This window comes from Pseudomonas sp. PONIH3 (assembly GCF_002934345.1).
GTDB classification, from domain to species: Bacteria; Pseudomonadota; Gammaproteobacteria; order Pseudomonadales; family Pseudomonadaceae; genus Aquipseudomonas; species Aquipseudomonas soli.
Window position 1 is genome coordinate 4,956,580 of the sequence record NZ_CP026386.1, and the last position, 15,894, is coordinate 4,972,473.

At 64.7% G+C, this 15,894-nt stretch carries 14 protein-coding genes; 9 read left to right on the forward strand and 5 right to left on the reverse strand.

The window, feature by feature from the left end; translation table 11 throughout:
- The first annotated feature begins 1 nt into the window (after position 1).
- The 3 genes from C3F42_RS23010 to C3F42_RS23020 all read left to right on the forward strand — a co-directional run bounded on the left by C3F42_RS23010 (position 2) and on the right by C3F42_RS23020 (position 3,517).
- Positions 2-1,156 (forward strand): ABC transporter ATP-binding protein, encoded by a 1,155-nt coding sequence (locus C3F42_RS23010; RefSeq protein ID WP_094011687.1) that lies wholly within the window; start codon positions 2-4, stop codon positions 1,154-1,156.
- 13 nt (positions 1,157-1,169) lie between these two features.
- A complete protein-coding gene (locus tag C3F42_RS23015; protein ID WP_371041597.1) occupies positions 1,170-2,543 on the forward strand; it encodes a carbohydrate porin in 1,374 nt (457 codons plus the stop codon).
- 119 nt (positions 2,544-2,662) lie between these two features.
- Positions 2,663-3,517 (forward strand): D-hexose-6-phosphate mutarotase, encoded by an 855-nt coding sequence (locus tag C3F42_RS23020; RefSeq protein ID WP_038706736.1) that lies wholly within the window; start codon positions 2,663-2,665, stop codon positions 3,515-3,517.
- On the opposite strand, the gene hexR is transcribed toward C3F42_RS23020, so the two are convergent.
- Positions 3,510-4,373: a DNA-binding transcriptional regulator HexR gene (gene hexR, locus C3F42_RS23025; protein ID WP_172670918.1), complete on the reverse strand. Its 864-nt coding sequence runs from the start codon at positions 4,371-4,373 to the stop codon at positions 3,510-3,512. The genes C3F42_RS23020 and hexR overlap by 8 nt on opposite strands.
- A gap of 192 nt (positions 4,374-4,565) precedes the next feature.
- Here hexR and zwf point away from each other — a divergent pair, with 192 nt between their 5' ends.
- From zwf to C3F42_RS23040, 3 genes are read left to right on the forward strand one after another with little or no spacing between them, the layout of a single operon-like run.
- On the forward strand, positions 4,566-6,035 hold the full coding sequence (zwf, locus tag C3F42_RS23030) for a glucose-6-phosphate dehydrogenase (RefSeq protein ID WP_104444956.1): 1,470 nt from the start codon (positions 4,566-4,568) through the stop codon (positions 6,033-6,035).
- Entirely contained in the window at positions 6,022-6,735 is a 714-nt protein-coding gene (pgl, locus tag C3F42_RS23035; protein ID WP_094011685.1) for a 6-phosphogluconolactonase, read from the forward strand. The genes zwf and pgl overlap by 14 nt, the downstream gene beginning before the upstream one ends.
- Before the next feature lie 17 nt (positions 6,736-6,752).
- Positions 6,753-7,427: a bifunctional 4-hydroxy-2-oxoglutarate aldolase/2-dehydro-3-deoxy-phosphogluconate aldolase gene (locus C3F42_RS23040; protein ID WP_046854326.1), complete on the forward strand. Its 675-nt coding sequence runs from the start codon at positions 6,753-6,755 to the stop codon at positions 7,425-7,427.
- A 190-nt stretch (positions 7,428-7,617) separates the two neighbouring features.
- Here the strand turns inward: C3F42_RS23040 and leuA are convergent, their stop codons facing one another.
- The 4 genes from leuA to C3F42_RS23060 form a co-directional block, all read right to left on the reverse strand.
- Positions 7,618-9,291 carry a 2-isopropylmalate synthase gene (gene leuA / locus C3F42_RS23045; protein WP_023632519.1) on the reverse strand — a complete coding sequence of 558 codons (1,674 nt, stop codon included), beginning with the start codon at positions 9,289-9,291 and terminating at the stop codon, positions 7,618-7,620.
- 350 nt (positions 9,292-9,641) lie between these two features.
- The gene (locus tag C3F42_RS23050; protein ID WP_094011684.1) at positions 9,642-10,469 is read right to left on the reverse strand and encodes a M23 family metallopeptidase; all 828 of its coding nucleotides are present in this window, start codon (positions 10,467-10,469) and stop codon (positions 9,642-9,644) included.
- 3 nt (positions 10,470-10,472) lie between these two features.
- A complete protein-coding gene (gene xseA / locus C3F42_RS23055; protein ID WP_038707595.1) occupies positions 10,473-11,852 on the reverse strand; it encodes an exodeoxyribonuclease VII large subunit in 1,380 nt (459 codons plus the stop codon).
- 76 nt (positions 11,853-11,928) lie between these two features.
- Entirely contained in the window at positions 11,929-12,807 is an 879-nt protein-coding gene (locus C3F42_RS23060) for a LysR family transcriptional regulator (protein ID WP_104444957.1), read from the reverse strand.
- A 97-nt stretch (positions 12,808-12,904) separates the two neighbouring features.
- Between C3F42_RS23060 and C3F42_RS23065 the strand changes: the two genes are divergently transcribed.
- The 3 genes from C3F42_RS23065 (at position 12,905) to guaB (ending at position 15,824) form a co-directional block, all read left to right on the forward strand.
- Positions 12,905-13,660: a sulfite exporter TauE/SafE family protein gene (locus C3F42_RS23065; RefSeq protein ID WP_038706731.1), complete on the forward strand. Its 756-nt coding sequence runs from the start codon at positions 12,905-12,907 to the stop codon at positions 13,658-13,660.
- Positions 13,661-13,710: 50 nt separating this feature from the next.
- A complete protein-coding gene (locus tag C3F42_RS23070; RefSeq protein ID WP_023628476.1) occupies positions 13,711-14,268 on the forward strand; it encodes a hypothetical protein in 558 nt (185 codons plus the stop codon).
- A gap of 86 nt (positions 14,269-14,354) precedes the next feature.
- Entirely contained in the window at positions 14,355-15,824 is a 1,470-nt protein-coding gene (guaB, locus tag C3F42_RS23075; RefSeq protein WP_023628475.1) for an IMP dehydrogenase, read from the forward strand.
- Positions 15,825-15,894: the final 70 nt, after the last annotated feature.

Below are 15,894 nucleotides of genomic sequence, written 5' to 3' on the forward strand. Positions count from 1 at the left end.
CATGGCAACACTCGAACTTCGCAATGTGCACAAGACCTATGGCGCTGGCCTGCCGGACACGCTCAAGGATATCCAGCTGGCGATCAAGGACGGCGAGTTCCTGATCCTGGTCGGGCCCTCGGGCTGCGGCAAGTCGACGCTGATGAACTGCATCGCCGGCCTGGAAAGCATCAGCGGCGGGGCGATCCTCATCGACGACGAGGATGTCAGCGGCATGAGCCCCAAGGATCGCGACATCGCCATGGTGTTCCAGTCCTACGCGCTGTACCCGACCATGAACGTGCGCGACAACATCGCCTTTGGCCTGAAGATCCGCAAGATGTCCCAGACCGCCATCGACGAGGAGGTGGCGCGGGTCGCCAAGCTGCTGCAGATCGAGCACCTGCTGGGGCGCAAGCCCGGGCAGTTGTCCGGCGGCCAGCAGCAGCGCGTGGCCATGGGCCGGGCGCTGGCGCGGCGGCCGAAGATCTACCTGTTCGACGAACCGCTGTCGAATCTCGACGCCAAGCTGCGGGTAGAGATGCGCACCGAGATCAAGCTGATGCACCAGCGCCTGAAGACCACCACGGTGTATGTCACCCATGACCAGATCGAGGCCATGACCCTGGGCGACAAGGTGGCGGTGATGAAGGACGGCATCATCCAGCAGTTCGGCACCCCGCAGCAGATCTACAACGACCCGGCCAACCTGTTCGTCGCCAGCTTCATCGGCTCGCCGCCGATGAACTTCATCCCTGTGCGCCTGATGAAGCAGGACGGCCGGGTGCTGGCACTGCTCGACAGCGGCCAGGCGCGCTGCGAGCTGCCGCTGGGCGTGGCGGCGGACGAGCTGGAAGGGCGCGAGATCATTCTCGGCGTGCGCCCTGAACAAATCTCGCTGGGCGCTGCGGAGGGCAACGGCATGCCCGCGATCCGCGCCGAAGTACAGGTCACCGAGCCCACTGGCCCGGATCTGCTGGTGTTCGTCACCCTCAACCAGACCAAGGTCTGCTGCCGCCTGGCGCCGGATGTGGCGTGCCGGGTGGGCGACAGCCTCAACCTGCAGTTCGACCCGGCGCGGGTGTTGCTGTTCGACGCCGGCAGCGGCGAGCGCCTCGACCTCGCCGCCAGTGGCACTGCCATCAAGGACAACGTGACTCGCTTCAAAGGCCGTTGAATCGTCTAGAACAATGCATAACAAGAAAAGAGGACGCAAAGGGATGGAACATCGCAATCGCATCAAGACCTTGGGATCGCTCGCCTTGCTGGCGGTGGTCGGCAGCAGCGGGGCCCAGGCCGCCGAGGCTTTCTCGTCGGAATCGAAATGGATGACCGGCGACTGGGGCGGCACCCGCACCGAGCTGCTGGAGAAGGGCTACGACTTCACCCTCGACTACGTTGGCGAAGTGGCCGGCAACCTGCACGGTGGCTACAACGACGACAAGACCGCGCGCTACAGCGACCAGTTCGCCCTGGGCGCGCACCTGGACCTGGAGAAGATCTTCGGCTGGAAGGACACCGAGTTCAAGCTGGCGATCACCGAGCGCAGCGGCCGCAACCTGTCCAACGACCGCATCAGCGACCCGCGTGCCGGGCAGTTCAGCTCGGTGCAGGAGGTCTGGGGGCGCGGCCAGACCTGGCGCCTGACGCAGATGTGGGTCAAGCAGAAGTACTTCGACGGCGCGCTGGACGTGAAATTCGGCCGCTTCGGCGAGGGCGAGGACTTCAACAGCTTCCCCTGCGACTTCCAGAACCTGGCTTTCTGCGGCTCGCAGGTGGGCAACTGGGTCGGCGGCATCTGGTACAACTGGCCGGTCAGCCAGTGGGCGCTGCGGGTCAAGTACAACATCACCCCGGAATTCTTCGTCCAGGTCGGTGCCTACGAGCAGAACCCGTCGAACCTGGAGACCGGCAACGGCTTCAAGCTCAGCGGCAGTGGCACCAAGGGCGCGATCCTGCCGGTGGAGGCGGTGTGGTCGCCGAAGGTCAACGGCCTGCCGGGCGAGTACCGCCTGGGCTACTACTACAGCACTGCCAAGGCCGACGACGTGTACGACGACATCAACGGCAACCCGCAGGCGCTGACCGGCGCGGCGTTCAAGTCGCACTCCAGCAAGCACGGCTGGTGGGTGGTGGCGCAGCAGCAGGTCACCGCCCATGCTGGCGACGTCAACCGCGGCCTGAGCCTGTTCGCCAACTTCACCGTGCATGACAAGGCCACCAACGTGGTCGACAACTACCAGCAGGTCGGCATGGTCTATAAAGGCGCCTTTGACGCCCGGCCCAAGGACGATATCGGCTTTGGCATCGCCCGTATCCACGTCAACGACGATGTGAAAAAGCGCGCCGAGCTGCTCAATGCCCAGTCCGGCATCAATGACTACGACAACCCAGGCTTTGCACCGCTGCAGCGCACCGAATACAACGCCGAGCTCTACTATGGCTTCCACGTCACCAACTGGCTGACCGTGCGCCCGAACCTGCAGTACATCAAGAGCCCGGGCGGTGTGGATGAAGTGGACAACGCGCTGGTCGCGGGATTGAAGATTCAGTCGTCATTCTGAGAAAAATTGTTGTAAATTTACGCCATCCATTTCGGCCTCCCGCTAACCACTGGTCTGCAGTGGTTAACGGGCACAGGCTGAGACAGCGCTATCTCGAACAACAAAAGAGCTTGGAAACCATGCCTGAACATCCGCTACATCGCTTCTTCACCTCGCAACGGCCGAGGCCGACCTTCGAGTGGGAGCGTTACCAGCAGCGCGATGTGCTGATCATCGACCACCCTCGCTGCCAGGCGGTGTTCAGCCGCCAGGGCGGGCAGCTCCTGCACTTTCAACCCGCCGGTGAGAAACCCTGGTTGTGGTGCGCCGAGCAGTGGCCGCAGGTGGGGGCCATCCGTGGTGGCGTGCCGGTGTGCTGGCCCTGGTATGGCCGCCATCCCAGCGAGGACCTGTGGCCGGCCCATGGCTGGGCGCGCCTGCTGGACTGGAAGCTGGTGGACAGCCGCGAGGACGAGGAAGGGGTGACCCTGAAATGGCGCCTGGACCTGTGCGACTGGCAGGTCGACCTGCATGCCCGGCTCGGGGCGAGCATGGAGCTGAGCCTGAGCACCGAGCACCAGGACAGCGAACCGTGCCAGCTGAGCCATGCGCTGCTGGCCTACTGGCGGATCAGCGACGTGTCGAAGATAGCGCTATCCGGGCTGGAGGACATCGACGGCTACGACCGCCTCAATCGCCAGGCCTGCCGCGAAGATGGCGCGCTGACCCTCAAGGGCGGTTGCCAGCGGGTCTATCCCGGCACGCCGCGGGTGCAGCTGCAGGACCCGGCTTGGCAGCGCGAACTGTGCATCGATACCGGCGACAGTGACGACACCGTGGTCTGGCACCCTGGCAATCGGCCCTTGATGGGCGTGAGCGGGCGGGAGTGCCAAGGCTTCGTCTGCGTGGAGGCGGCCAGCGGCAGTGACGAGGGCCTGAGCCTGGCGCCGGGCGAGCGGGCGCACCTGCGTTTGCAGGCGCACCGGCTCAGTTGAGGTCGTCGTCCTCGATCGGGTAGCGGCTGGCATTGAGGCTTTCCTTGATCTTGCGCAGGTGTGGCTGGAAGTCCACGCCGCGGCGCAAGGTCATGCCGGTGGCAAGCACATCGAGCACAGTGAGCTGGATGATCCGCGAGGTCATCGGCATGTAGATGTCGGTGTCCTCCGGCAGCGGGATATGCAGGCTGAGGCTGCAAGCCTGGGCCAGGGGCGAGCCGGCGGCGGTGAGGCCGAGCACCGAGGCGCCGTTTTCCCGCGCCAGGCGCGCCACCTCGACCAGCTCGCGGGTGCGCCCGGTGTAGGAAATGATCACGAACAGGTCGCCGGTATGGGCCACCGAAGCCAGCATGCGCTGCATCAGCACATCGGCGTGGGCCGACACGGCGAGGTTGAAACGGAAGAACTTGTGCTGCGCATCGAGGGCCACCGGGGCCGAGGCGCCGAGGCCGAAGAAGTGGATCTGCCGGGCCTGGATCATCATGTCCACGGCGCGGCTGACCTGCTGCGGGTCGAGCGCCTGGCAGGCGCTGTCGAGCGAGGCAATGGCACTGCCGAAGATCTTCTGGGTGTAGGCGGCCGGATCGTCGTCGGCCTCCACTGCACGGCTGACATAGGCGGCGCCGCTGGCCAGGCTCTGCGCCAGTTGCAGCTTGAGTTCGGGGTAGCCGCTGACGCCGAACGAGCGGCAGAAGCGGTTGACCGTCGGTTCGCTGACACTGGCTGCCTGGGCCAGGGCGGCGATGCTGAAGCGGGTGGCTTGTTGCGGGTTGAGCAGGATGACTTCGGCGACCTTGCGTTCGGCCTTGTTCAACTCGTCGAGGCGGCCCTGGATCTGTTCCAGGAGGTTTCGCACGCGGTCCATGGTGTGTCCTTGGGTCGGGAAGCAGGCTTTTTTGCGCTGGTGTGTATCCTACTGTCGGTAAGATTGTCACACCACTTGTCTGTAATGGCTGTATTGGATGTTGTGGTTTTTACTACATTAACCCTTGAAAAGCAGGGTTGAAACCGGTATTCCTAGTCCAACATTTATAAAAGAACCAACATCATGGCCGCGATCAGTGTCGAACCCTGCACCTTCGCCCTCTTTGGCGCCCTAGGCGACCTGGCATTGCGCAAGCTGTTCCCCGCGCTCTACCAGCTCGACCGCGCCGATCTCCTGCACCCCGACACCCGCCTGCTGGCCCTGGCCCGCGAGCCGGGCAGTGTGCAGGAGCACATGAACAACATCGAAGCTCATCTGCGCCGCCACGTGCCGGAGGCCGAGATCGATGCCGCTTCCCTGGGGCGCTTCCTCGCGCGCCTGAATTACCTGCACCTGGACTTCGTCGAGCCCGAGGGCTACCAGGCCTTGGCCGAACAGGCACCGAGCGAGCAGCCGCTTATCGCCTACTTCGCCACGGCGGCGGCGGTCTACGGCGCGATCTGCGAGAACCTCGACAAGGCCGGCCTGGCATCGCGTACCCGGGTGGTGCTGGAAAAGCCCATCGGCCACGACCTGGAGTCGTCGCGCCGGGTCAACGACGCCGTGGCGCGGTTCTTCCCCGAGAGCCGGGTCTACCGTATCGACCACTACCTGGGCAAGGAGACGGTGCAGAACCTGATCGCCCTGCGCTTCGCCAACAGCCTGTTCGAAACCCAGTGGAACCAGAATTCCATCTCCCATGTGGAGATCACCGTCGCCGAGAAAGTCGGCATCGAGGGCCGCTGGGGCTACTTCGACAAGGCCGGCCAGCTGCGCGACATGATCCAGAACCACCTGTTGCAGCTGCTCTGCCTGATCGCCATGGACCCGCCCAGCGATCTCTCGGCCGACAGCATCCGCGACGAGAAGGTCAAGGTGCTCAAGGCCCTGGCACCGATCACCGGAGAAGGGCTGAGCACCCATGTGGTGCGTGGCCAGTACATCGCCGGTTTCAGTGACGGCAAGCCGGTGCCGGGTTACCTCGAAGAGGACAACGCCAACGCCCAGAGCGACACCGAGACCTTCGTCGCCCTGCGCGCCGATATCCGCAACTGGCGCTGGTCGGGCGTGCCGTTCTACCTGCGCACCGGCAAGCGCATGCCGCAGAAGCTGTCGCAGATCGTCATCCACTTCAAGGAAACCCCGCACTACATCTTCGCCCCGGAACAGCGTTTGCAAATCGGCAACAAGCTGATCATTCGCCTGCAGCCGGACGAGGGTATTTCGCTGCGGGTGATGACCAAGGAACAGGGCCTGGACAAGGGCATGCAACTGCGCAGCGGCCCGCTGCAGCTGAATTTCTCCGACACCTGGCGCAGCGCGCGGATCCCGGACGCCTACGAGCGGTTGCTGCTGGAAGTGATGCGCGGCAACCAGAACCTGTTCGTGCGCAAGGACGAGATCGAATACGCCTGGAAATGGTGCGACCAGCTGATCGCTGGCTGGAAGCACACCGGCGACGCGCCCAAGCCCTATGCGGCCGGTTCCTGGGGGCCGATGAGCTCGATTGCATTGATTACACGTGATGGGAGGGCCTGGTATGGCGATATCTGAACTGCAACTGCCGGCGACCGTGAAGGTTCATCAGCTGGCCGATCCGAAAACCCTGGCGGCGACCCAGGCCCATGATGTGGCTGAACGCCTGCGCCAGGCGATCACCAGCAAGGGGCAGGCCTGCCTGGTGCTGTCTGGCGGCCGTAGCCCGGTGCCGTTTCTCGAGAAGCTGGCCGGTGAGGCGCTGGACTGGACCCGGGTCACCGTGAGCCTGGCCGACGAGCGCTGGGTGCCGGTGGCGCACGACGACAGCAACGCCGGCCTGCTGGCTCGCCACCTGTTCAAGGGACCGGCGGCCAAGGCTCGCTTTATCGGGCTCTACCAGCCCGCAGCGACCCTCGAAGCCGCTGCCGAGCAGGCCGACCAGGTGCTGGCCGACCTGCCGCCGATCGATGTGCTGGTGCTGGGCATGGGCGACGATGGTCATACGGCCTCGCTGTTCCCGGCCAGCCCCAACCTGCGCCAGGGCCTGGCCAAGGTCGGTGAGCGCCGCTGCCTGCCGATGCTGGCACCCAGCGTGCCACACCAGCGCCTGAGCATGACCCGCGCACTGCTGGCCACTGCCGGCCTGACCCTGTTGTCGGTGCAGGGCGCGGCCAAGCTAGCCACCCTGCGCACCGCGCTGGCGGCCGAAGACCCAACCGAAATGCCGATTCGCGCCTTTCTTCACGACCCCCTGGACATCTACTGGTGCCCATGAGCCAAGGATCCATTGTCATGACCACCCTCGAACGCCCACAGCCTTTGCTCTCGATGGCCGACAAAGCCGCGCGGATCGACGCGATCTGCAACAAGGCGCGCATCCTGCCGGTAATCACCATCGCCCGTGAGGAAGACATCCTGCCCCTGGCCGATGCCCTGGCCGCCGGCGGCATCCGCACCCTGGAAGTGACCCTGCGCTCGCAACACGGCCTGAAGGCCATCCAGGTGCTGCGCGAGCAGCGCCCGGAGCTGTGCGTCGGCGCTGGCACCGTGCTCGACCGCGGCATGTTCGCGGCGGTCGAGGCGGCGGGGGCGCAGTTCGTCGTCACCCCGGGCATCACCCAGGATATTCTCGAGGCGGGTGTGGACAGCGACATTCCGCTGTTGCCAGGCATCAGCACGCCGTCGGAAATCATGATGGGCTACGCCCTGGGCTATCGCCGCTTCAAGCTGTTCCCCGCCGAGATCAGTGGCGGCGTGGCGGCCATCAAGGCGTTCGGCGGCCCGTTCGGCGACATTCGCTTCTGCCCCACTGGCGGGGTCAACCCGGCCAACGTGCGCAACTACATGGCCCTGCCCAATGTGATGTGTGTGGGCGGCACTTGGATGCTCGACAGCAGCTGGATCAAGAACGGCGACTGGGCGCGGATCGAGGCGTGCAGCGCCGAGGCGATGGCGTTGCTGGACTGACAGATTTCGTTGTGTGCTACACGGCTTGTGGGGCGCTTGGTCGGCGCCCCTTTTTTTCGCCTGCGATTTGGGTGCTGCCGGTTCCGGCTCTATCGCGGGGCAAGCCCGCTCCCACGAGCCCGCGATGGGCTCGGGAAAACCAACAAAAAAGCCCGCATCGAGGATGCGGGCTTTGGTTATCAGCGTTGGCTTACGCCGCTTTGGCCTGCTGCTGGCTCAGCGAGCGGTTCAGTGCGCTGAACAGTGCCTTGAAGCTGGCGGTGGTGATGTTCTCGTCGATGCCCACGCCGTGCACCGGACGCCCGCCGGCCACGCGCAGCTCGATATAGGCCGCGGCCTTGGCATTGGTGCCGGCGCCGATGGCGTGTTCGTTGTAATCCATGATCTCCACGGCGATCGGCAGGCCGGCCACCAGTGCTTCGAGGGCGCCGTTGCCCTTGCCGTGCCAGTGCAGGGTGGTTTCGCCTTCACCGGAGACTTCCACTTGCACGTGGCTGCTGCCGTTCTCTTCCTGCAGGCGGTGGCTGACCAGGGCATATGGCGCGTTGGCCTGGAGGTATTCCTTCTGCAGCAGTTTGTAGATCTGCTCGGCGGTCATTTCCAGGCCGAGACGGTCGGTTTCGCCCTGTACCACCTGGCTGAACTCGATCTGCATGCGGCGCGGCAGGCTGATGCCATATTCCTGCTCGAGCAGGTAGGTGATGCCGCCCTTGCCCGACTGGCTGTTGACGCGGATTACCGCCTCGTAGCTGCGGCCGATGTCGGCCGGGTCGATCGGCAGGTATGGCACTTCCCACAGCTCGCCGTCCTGCTGCTTGGCGAAGCCCTTGCGAATGGCGTCCTGGTGCGAGCCGGAGAACGCGGTGTGCACCAGGTCGCCGACGTACGGGTGACGTGGGTGCACCGGCAGCTGGTTGCACTCCTCGACGACCTTGCGCACGCCGTCGATATCGGAGAAGTCCAGCTGCGGGTCGATGCCCTGGGTGTAGAGGTTCAGTGCCAGGGTCACCAGGTCGACGTTGCCGGTACGCTCGCCGTTGCCGAACAGGCAGCCTTCGGCGCGGTCGGCGCCAGCCATCAGGCCCAGCTCGGTGGCGGCGATACCGGTGCCCCGGTCGTTGTGGGTATGCAGGCTGATGATCACGCTGTCGCGGCGGTTGACGTTACGGCAGAACCACTCGATCTGGTCGGCGTAGACGTTCGGCGTGGCGACTTCGACGGTCGCCGGCAGATTGAGGATGATCTTGTGCTCAGGGGTCGGGTTCCACACCTCGATCACCGCGTCGCACACCTCTTTGGCGAACTCCAGTTCGGTGGCGCTGAAGGTTTCGGGCGAGTACTGGAAGGTCCACTGGGTTTCAGGCTGCTGCGCCGCGTACTTGACGAACAGCTTGGCGGCGTTGACCGCGATGTCCTTGACGCCCTGCTTGTCCTGGTTGAAGACGATGCGGCGGAACGACGGGCAGGTGGCGTTGTACAGGTGAACGATGGCCTTCTTGGCGCCGCGCAGGGATTCGAAGGTACGCGCGATCAGGTCTTCACGGGCCTGGGTGAGCACCTGGATAGTGGTGTCGTCCGGGATGTGGCCGTCTTCGATCAGGGTGCGCACGAAGTCGAAGTCGGTCTGCGATGCGGACGGGAACGAGGCTTCGATTTCCTTTACGCCTACTTGTACCAAGGTCTTCCAGAAACGCAGCTTCTTCTCGGCATCCATCGGCTCGATCAGCGACTGGTTACCATCACGCAGGTCGGAACTGCACCAGATCGGCGCCTGGGTGATGGTCTTCGACGGCCAGGTACGGTCAGGCAGGTCGATGGTCGGGAAAGCGCGGTACTTCTTCGATGGATCTTTGAGCATGGTCATGGAAGCAATCCTTTTATGTGCGGCCGTGATCGGGCCTGCCGAACGTGTACGAGATGAAAAGGCGAGGCGACGCGATTCACCCTGGTAGTCGGGCGCTGACCAGGCAGAGGCTGCGGTGTTGTTGGAGGAGGGTGCTGAAGATGTTCATATGCTCAACCCTAACCAGTGGGTTTGGGTATGGCAAGCATTGCGAGAAAATTGAGAGGAATGCTTAAAAAAACGAATTTACTGAGTTTTTATGGCTTTTAAATTTGACCTGATGAGATTTTATTGCGTTAAGTTTTTTCATTGCGCAAGTCGCGGGGCAAGCGTGGGCTACGTGGGGGCGGGCTCGCCCCGCGATTGCGATTTCAGGGCTGGAACGCGCCGATGAAGATCGCCGGATCCACCCGCGCATCGTTGAGGCTGACGTTCCAGTGCATGTGCGGGCCGGTGGCCCGGCCAGTGGAGCCCACGCGGCCCACCACCTCGCCACGGCGCAGCGCCTGGCCCGGCTTCACGTCGATCTTCGACATGTGGCAGAACATGCTGATGAAGCCTTGCCCATGGTCGACGAACACCGTGCGGCCATTGAAGAAGTAGTCGCCCACCAGGATCACCTTGCCATTGGCCGGGGTCTTGATCGGCGTGCCGGCGGGCACGGCGAAGTCCAGGCCGGCATGGGGGTTGCGTTCCTCGCCATTGAAGAAGCGGCGCACGCCGAACTTGCTCGACAGCGGGCCGTTGACCGGCTTGTCGAGGATCAGGTTGCTCGGAAGCGCAGGGCTGAAACTGCGGTAGGCCTTTATCTGCTCGGCCAGTTCGCGGTCGATGCGCTTGAGGTCCTGCGGTTCAGGGTTGACCTGGCGCTTGTTCTTCAAGGTGATGTGCTGCTCGGGGTACTTCTTGCTGCCGACACTGAAAGGAATGTTGCGCCCACCCTGGGTCAGCACGGCACTGCCGGGCTTTTGCGTCAGTGGAATACCGACGATGGCCAGCCAGTTGTCCTGCTCCCTGACCACCAATACCGGTTTGCCATCGAAGCGCGCGGTCGGGGCGCTGGCGGCCGGGCCCAGGTCGACCACCGCCACGCCGCCGGGCACGGGCTTGTTGAGGGCGCGGGTGATGTAGCTGGCGTGGGCGGCCGTGACCGGCAGCAGCAGGGCAAGGGCAAGCAGGGGCGCGAACAGGCGTGGCATGTGTCAGTCCAGTAGCGAGAGGGTGACCGGGGTCTGGTGGTTGTCCTCGACCCGCACCTTGAGCTCGCCTTCGTTGAGGCGGGCGGTCAGGCGTTGGCCGTTGTGGGTTTGCGCGGCGCTGCGGATGGCCTGGCCGCGCTCATCCAGGAGGATGCTGTAGCCGCGGGCGAGGGTGGCCAGCGGGCTGACCACCTGCAGGGTCTGCAACTGTGCCTGGAAGCGCTGGCGGCGGTCCTTGAGCACGTCGCGCATGGCCCGCGGCAGGCGTTCGGCGAGGCTGTCCAGGCGCTGCTTGAGCAGTTTCAGGCTGCGCCCCGGATGTTGCGCGGCCAGGCGCGTGTCGAGGCGGCCGAGGCGTTGCTGGCGCTGGTTCATGTCGAGCATGAAGGCGCGGCGCAGGCGCATGTCCAGGTCGTCCAGGCGCTGGGCCTGCTGGCGCAGGCGCTCGCCGGGGTGGCGCAGGCGTCGGGCCAGCCCGTCGAGGCGCAGGCGGTCGTGGGCCAGGCGGTTCTGCATGCGCAGCAGCAGGCGCCGTTGAAGGCCGTCGAGGCGCTGCTGCAGGCCGCTGCTGTCGGGGGCGAGCAGCTCGGCGGCGGCGGACGGCGTGGGGGCGCGCACATCGGCGACGAAATCGCTGATCGACACGTCGGTCTCATGGCCCACGGCGCTGACGATGGGCGTGACGCAGGCGGCCACGGCGCGGGCCACGGCCTCTTCGTTGAAGCACCAGAGGTCTTCCAGGGAGCCACCGCCACGGGCCAGGATCAGCGCGTCGAAGCCTTGCCGATCGGCCATCTGCAGGGCGCGGACGATCTGGCTGATCGCCTCGCGGCCCTGCACCGCGGTGGGGATCAGGTTCAACTCGACCTGCGGCGCACGGCGGCCAAACACACTGATGATGTCGCGAATCACCGCGCCGGTGGGCGAGGTGATGATGCCGATGCGTTGCGGGTGCGCCGGTAGCGGCTTCTTGCGTTCGGTGCTGAACAGCCCCTCGGCGCCGAGCTTTTCCTTCAGCGCCTCGAACGCCAGGCGCAGGGCACCGTCGCCGGCCGGTTCGACCGTATCGAGGATAAGCTGGTAGTCGCCACGCCCTTCGAACAGCGAGACCTTGCCGCGCACCCGTACCGCCAGGCCGTCACGCAGGGCCTGGCGCACCCGGGCGGCGTTCTGCCGGAACAGCGCGCAGCGGATCTGTGCGCCGCTGTCCTTGAGGGTGAAATACATATGGCCGGAGGCCGGGCGGGCGAGGTTGGAAATCTCGCCTTCCACCCAGACGCTGCGGAACACGTCCTCGAGCAGCACGCGGGCGCGGCCGTTGAGCTGGCTGACGGTGAGGACCTCGCGGTCCAGGCCGAGTCGTTCGAAAGGGTCTCTGATCATGGCGGGCATCATAAAGGAGCGAAGGCCTGGTTGTCTGTGCCGGCCTCTATCGCGGGCTTGACCCGCGATGAGGCCTTCAGCCTTGCATGATCGCCACGAACTGGCCCACCAGTTCCCCGGCATCCCGCCGGCAAGCCAGCGCCACGGTACTTTGGCACGCCTCGTCCAGCGGCACGAAATGCACCGCCGGCGGGGCAATCTCGCGCATGCTCGCCGGCAACAACGCCACCCCGAACCCGGCCTGGATCAGTTGCAGTTGCGTGGTCTTGCGCGATACCACCTGTGCTGCCTGCGGAAAGAACCCCGCATTCATGCACAGCGACGCCGACAGGTAGCTCAGGCCGCCACGCTGGCGATTGGGGATGGAAATGAAACGTTCCTCGCGCAGTTGGTCCAGTCGAACACTGCTTGCCGTGGCCAGTGGGTGGCCCGCCGCCACTGCCAGCAGCAGGGGTTCGTCGAACAGCGCATGCAGCTCCACGCCTTCATGCTGGCGCAGCACCGGCAGGCGCAACAGGCCGATCTCCAGGCGGCCTTCGGCGATGTCCTCCAGTTGCGCCTCCGACGATTGCTGAGCGATCTCCAGGGAAACGCCGGGATTATTCTCGAGGTAGCCGCCGAGGCGCTGCAGCAAATGGCCGGTCAGCGGCACGGTGCTGGAGTGGTTCAGTCGCAGGCTGCCGCGCAGGCCCTGGCCGATTTCCCGGGCCAGGCGCTCGGCCTTGTCCAGGTCGGCAAGCAGATGGCGGGCGCGCTCGAGAAAGGCCAGCCCGGCGACGGTCAGCCGTGGCTGGCGGGCAGTGCGTTCGAACAGGACGGTACCCAGGTGAAGCTCAAGCTCCTTGATCTGTCGGCTGAGGGCCGACTGGGCAATATACAGCCGCTCGGCGGCGGCGCTGAAACTGCCGGCCTCGGCGATTTCGACGAAGTAGCGCAGCTGGCGGATCGAAGTCATGTCATGCCTTTTCGAGATGTCTAGTGGCAAAAAAGCATATTAGTCGGCATGGCTCGTCACTGGCTAACCTTCAGTTGTCTTCAAGGGGACTGCCGCGATGCTCGCTCAACTGTCGTTTTCCACGTTCGACTGGCTGCCCATCCTGCTGGGAGTGGGGGTGGCCTATATCGTCTTCGGTATTGCCGGTTTCGGCACTGCGCTGGTCGCTGGCCCCGTGCTGATCCATTTCATGCCGTTGTCACGGATCATTCCGTTGCTGGTGCTGCTGGATTTCGTCGCAGCCTTCGGCAACCTGCTGCCGTCGCGGCGCGATGTGGTGCGCGGCGAGTTGCTGCGCCTGCTGCCGTTCATGGCCGTGGGTTGCGCCCTGGGCGTGGTGTTCCTGCTGCGGCTCAAGTCCGATGTGTTGCTGTTGCTGATGGGCATCTTCGTGACCGCCTATGCGGTCTATGGCCTGGCGGTCAAGGTACGCCCGGCTAGCCTGTCGGGCGCCTGGGCGGTGCCCATGGGCACGGTGGGCGGGTTGTTCGGCGCCTTGTTCGGCAGTGGTGGATTCCTCTACGCGATCTACCTCAGTGCCCGCCTGGAGGCCAAGGAACAGGTGCGCGCGACCCAGGTCGCGCTGATCAGCTGCAGCACGGTGGTGCGCCTGTCGCTGTTCCTGCTCGCCGGGGTGTATGCCGATACCAGCCTGTTGCTGCTCGCCGCCTGCCTGCTGCCGGTGATGTTCGCGGGCACCTGGTTGGGGAGGCGACTGACCTTGAAACTGTCTCGCGAGGCCTTCATCCGCCTGGTCACCTGGTTGGTCCTGGCCAGCGGCCTGGCCTTGATCGGTCGCTACCTGAGCGCCTGAGCAGGCGCTAGAATTGCGCCATTACCGCAGTCCGCAGGCCCGCCTCACCCATGAATACCCAGAGCATCATCGTCCCCAAACTGTCCACCGTGCCCGTCCATGAGGCCCGCGCCCGTGCCATCCTGCGCTGGTTGGTGCGCGAAAAAATCGTCGAGGAACAGTTGAGCACCTGTGGGCGCACCGGCAACCGCATGGGCCATGCCCTGGCGGAGGGGGCGCGCAAGGTGGCCCTGCATCCCGAGAAGTTGCCGTTCGGCGAGCAGGTCAACGGCCTGGAGGTAATGCTCAAGCGTTGCATCTACACCCCCACCGACGGTTTTCTCGAAGAAGCCGGTTGCCCGGAGTGCCGGCGCGAGGTCGGCGAGCCGCTGTTCGAGAGCCTGGAGGAGTGGATGCCGGGGGTGAGTGACAACTTCACGTGCCCGCTGTGCGGCTTCGAAGACGACATCAATGGCTTTCTCTATTTGCAGCCGTGTGCCTTTTCCAACCTGGGGTTCATCTTCAATAACTGGGGCGAGGCCGGGTTTACCCAGGCCTTCCTCGACAGCTTTGCCGACTGGTTGGACCAGCCAGTGGCGGTGGTGCAGGTAAAACTGCCGCAAGGCTGACCGAAGGCCCTTATTTTGCATTGAGCGGCGCGCCATGGATGGGTATAATGGCGCGCTTCCATTTTTCCCTCCCGGGAGCCCCCGCGATGCTGCGTATCAGCCAAGAAGCCCTGACCTTCGACGATATCCTCCTTGTACCTGGCTACTCCGAGGTACTGCCCAATGAAGTCAGTCTCAAGACCCGTTTGACTCGTGGCATCGAGCTGAACATTCCCCTGGTCTCCGCCGCCATGGATACCGTGACCGAAGCGCGCCTGGCCATCGCCATGGCCCAGGAAGGCGGCATCGGCATCATCCACAAGAACATGACCATCGAGCAGCAGGCCGGCGAAGTACGCAAGGTCAAGAAGTTCGAGGCTGGCGTGGTCAAGGACCCGATCACCATCGACGCCGACGCCACCGTGCGCGACCTGTTCGACCTGACCCGCTTGAACAACATCTCCGGTGTTCCGGTGCTGGAAAACGGTGACCTGGTCGGCATCGTCACTTCCCGCGACGTGCGCTTCGAAACCCGCCTGGACGCCAAGGTCCGCGACGTGATGACCCCCAAAGAGCGTCTGGTCACCGTCCGCGAAGGCGCCGACAAGAACGAAGTCCGCGAGCTGCTGCACAAGCACCGCCTGGAAAAAGTCCTGATCGTCGACGACAAGTTCGCCCTCAAGGGCATGATGACCGTCAAGGACATCGAGAAAGCCAAGGCCTACCCGCTGGCCAGCAAGGACGACCAGGGTCGTCTGCGCGTGGGCGCCGCGGTCGGCACCGGCAAGGACACCGGCGAGCGTGTTGCCGCCCTGGTAGCCGCCGGCGTTGACGTGGTTGTCGTCGACACCGCCCACGGTCACTCCAAAGGCGTGATCGACCGCGTTCGCTGGGTGAAAGAGACCTACCCGCAAGTGCAGGTGATCGGCGGCAACATCGCCACTGGCGCTGCCGCCAAGGCCCTGGCCGAAGCCGGTGCCGACGCGGTCAAGGTCGGTATCGGCCCAGGCTCGATCTGCACCACCCGTATCGTCGCCGGTGTCGGCGTGCCGCAGATCAGCGCCATCGCCAACGTCGCCGCCGCACTGGAAGGCACTGGCGTGCCACTGATCGCCGACGGCGGCATCCGTTTCTCGGGTGACCTGTCCAAGGCCATCGTCGCCGGTGCTTCCTGCGTGATGATGGGTTCGATGTTCGCCGGTACCGAAGAAGCACCGGGTGAAGTCGAACTGTTCCAGGGTCGTTCCTACAAGGCCTACCGTGGCATGGGCTCGCTGGGTGCCATGGCGCAGGCGCAAGGCTCGTCCGACCGTTACTTCCAGGACTCCTCGGCCGGCGCCGAGAAGCTGGTGCCGGAAGGTATCGAAGGTCGCGTGCCGTACAAAGGCGCCCTGGCCGCGATCATCCACCAGCTGATGGGCGGCCTGCGTTCGTCCATGGGCTACACCGGCAGCGCGACCATCGAAGAGATGCGTACCAAGCCGGAGTTCGTGCGCATCACCGGTGCCGGCATGGCCGAGTCCCACGTGCATGACGTGCAGATCACCAAGGAAGCCCCTAACTACCGCGTAGGCTGAGGCTTCCAGCAATTACCGAACGGGGCTGTCATACACAGCCCCGCGTCGTTTCCGATTTCCACTGACGAGA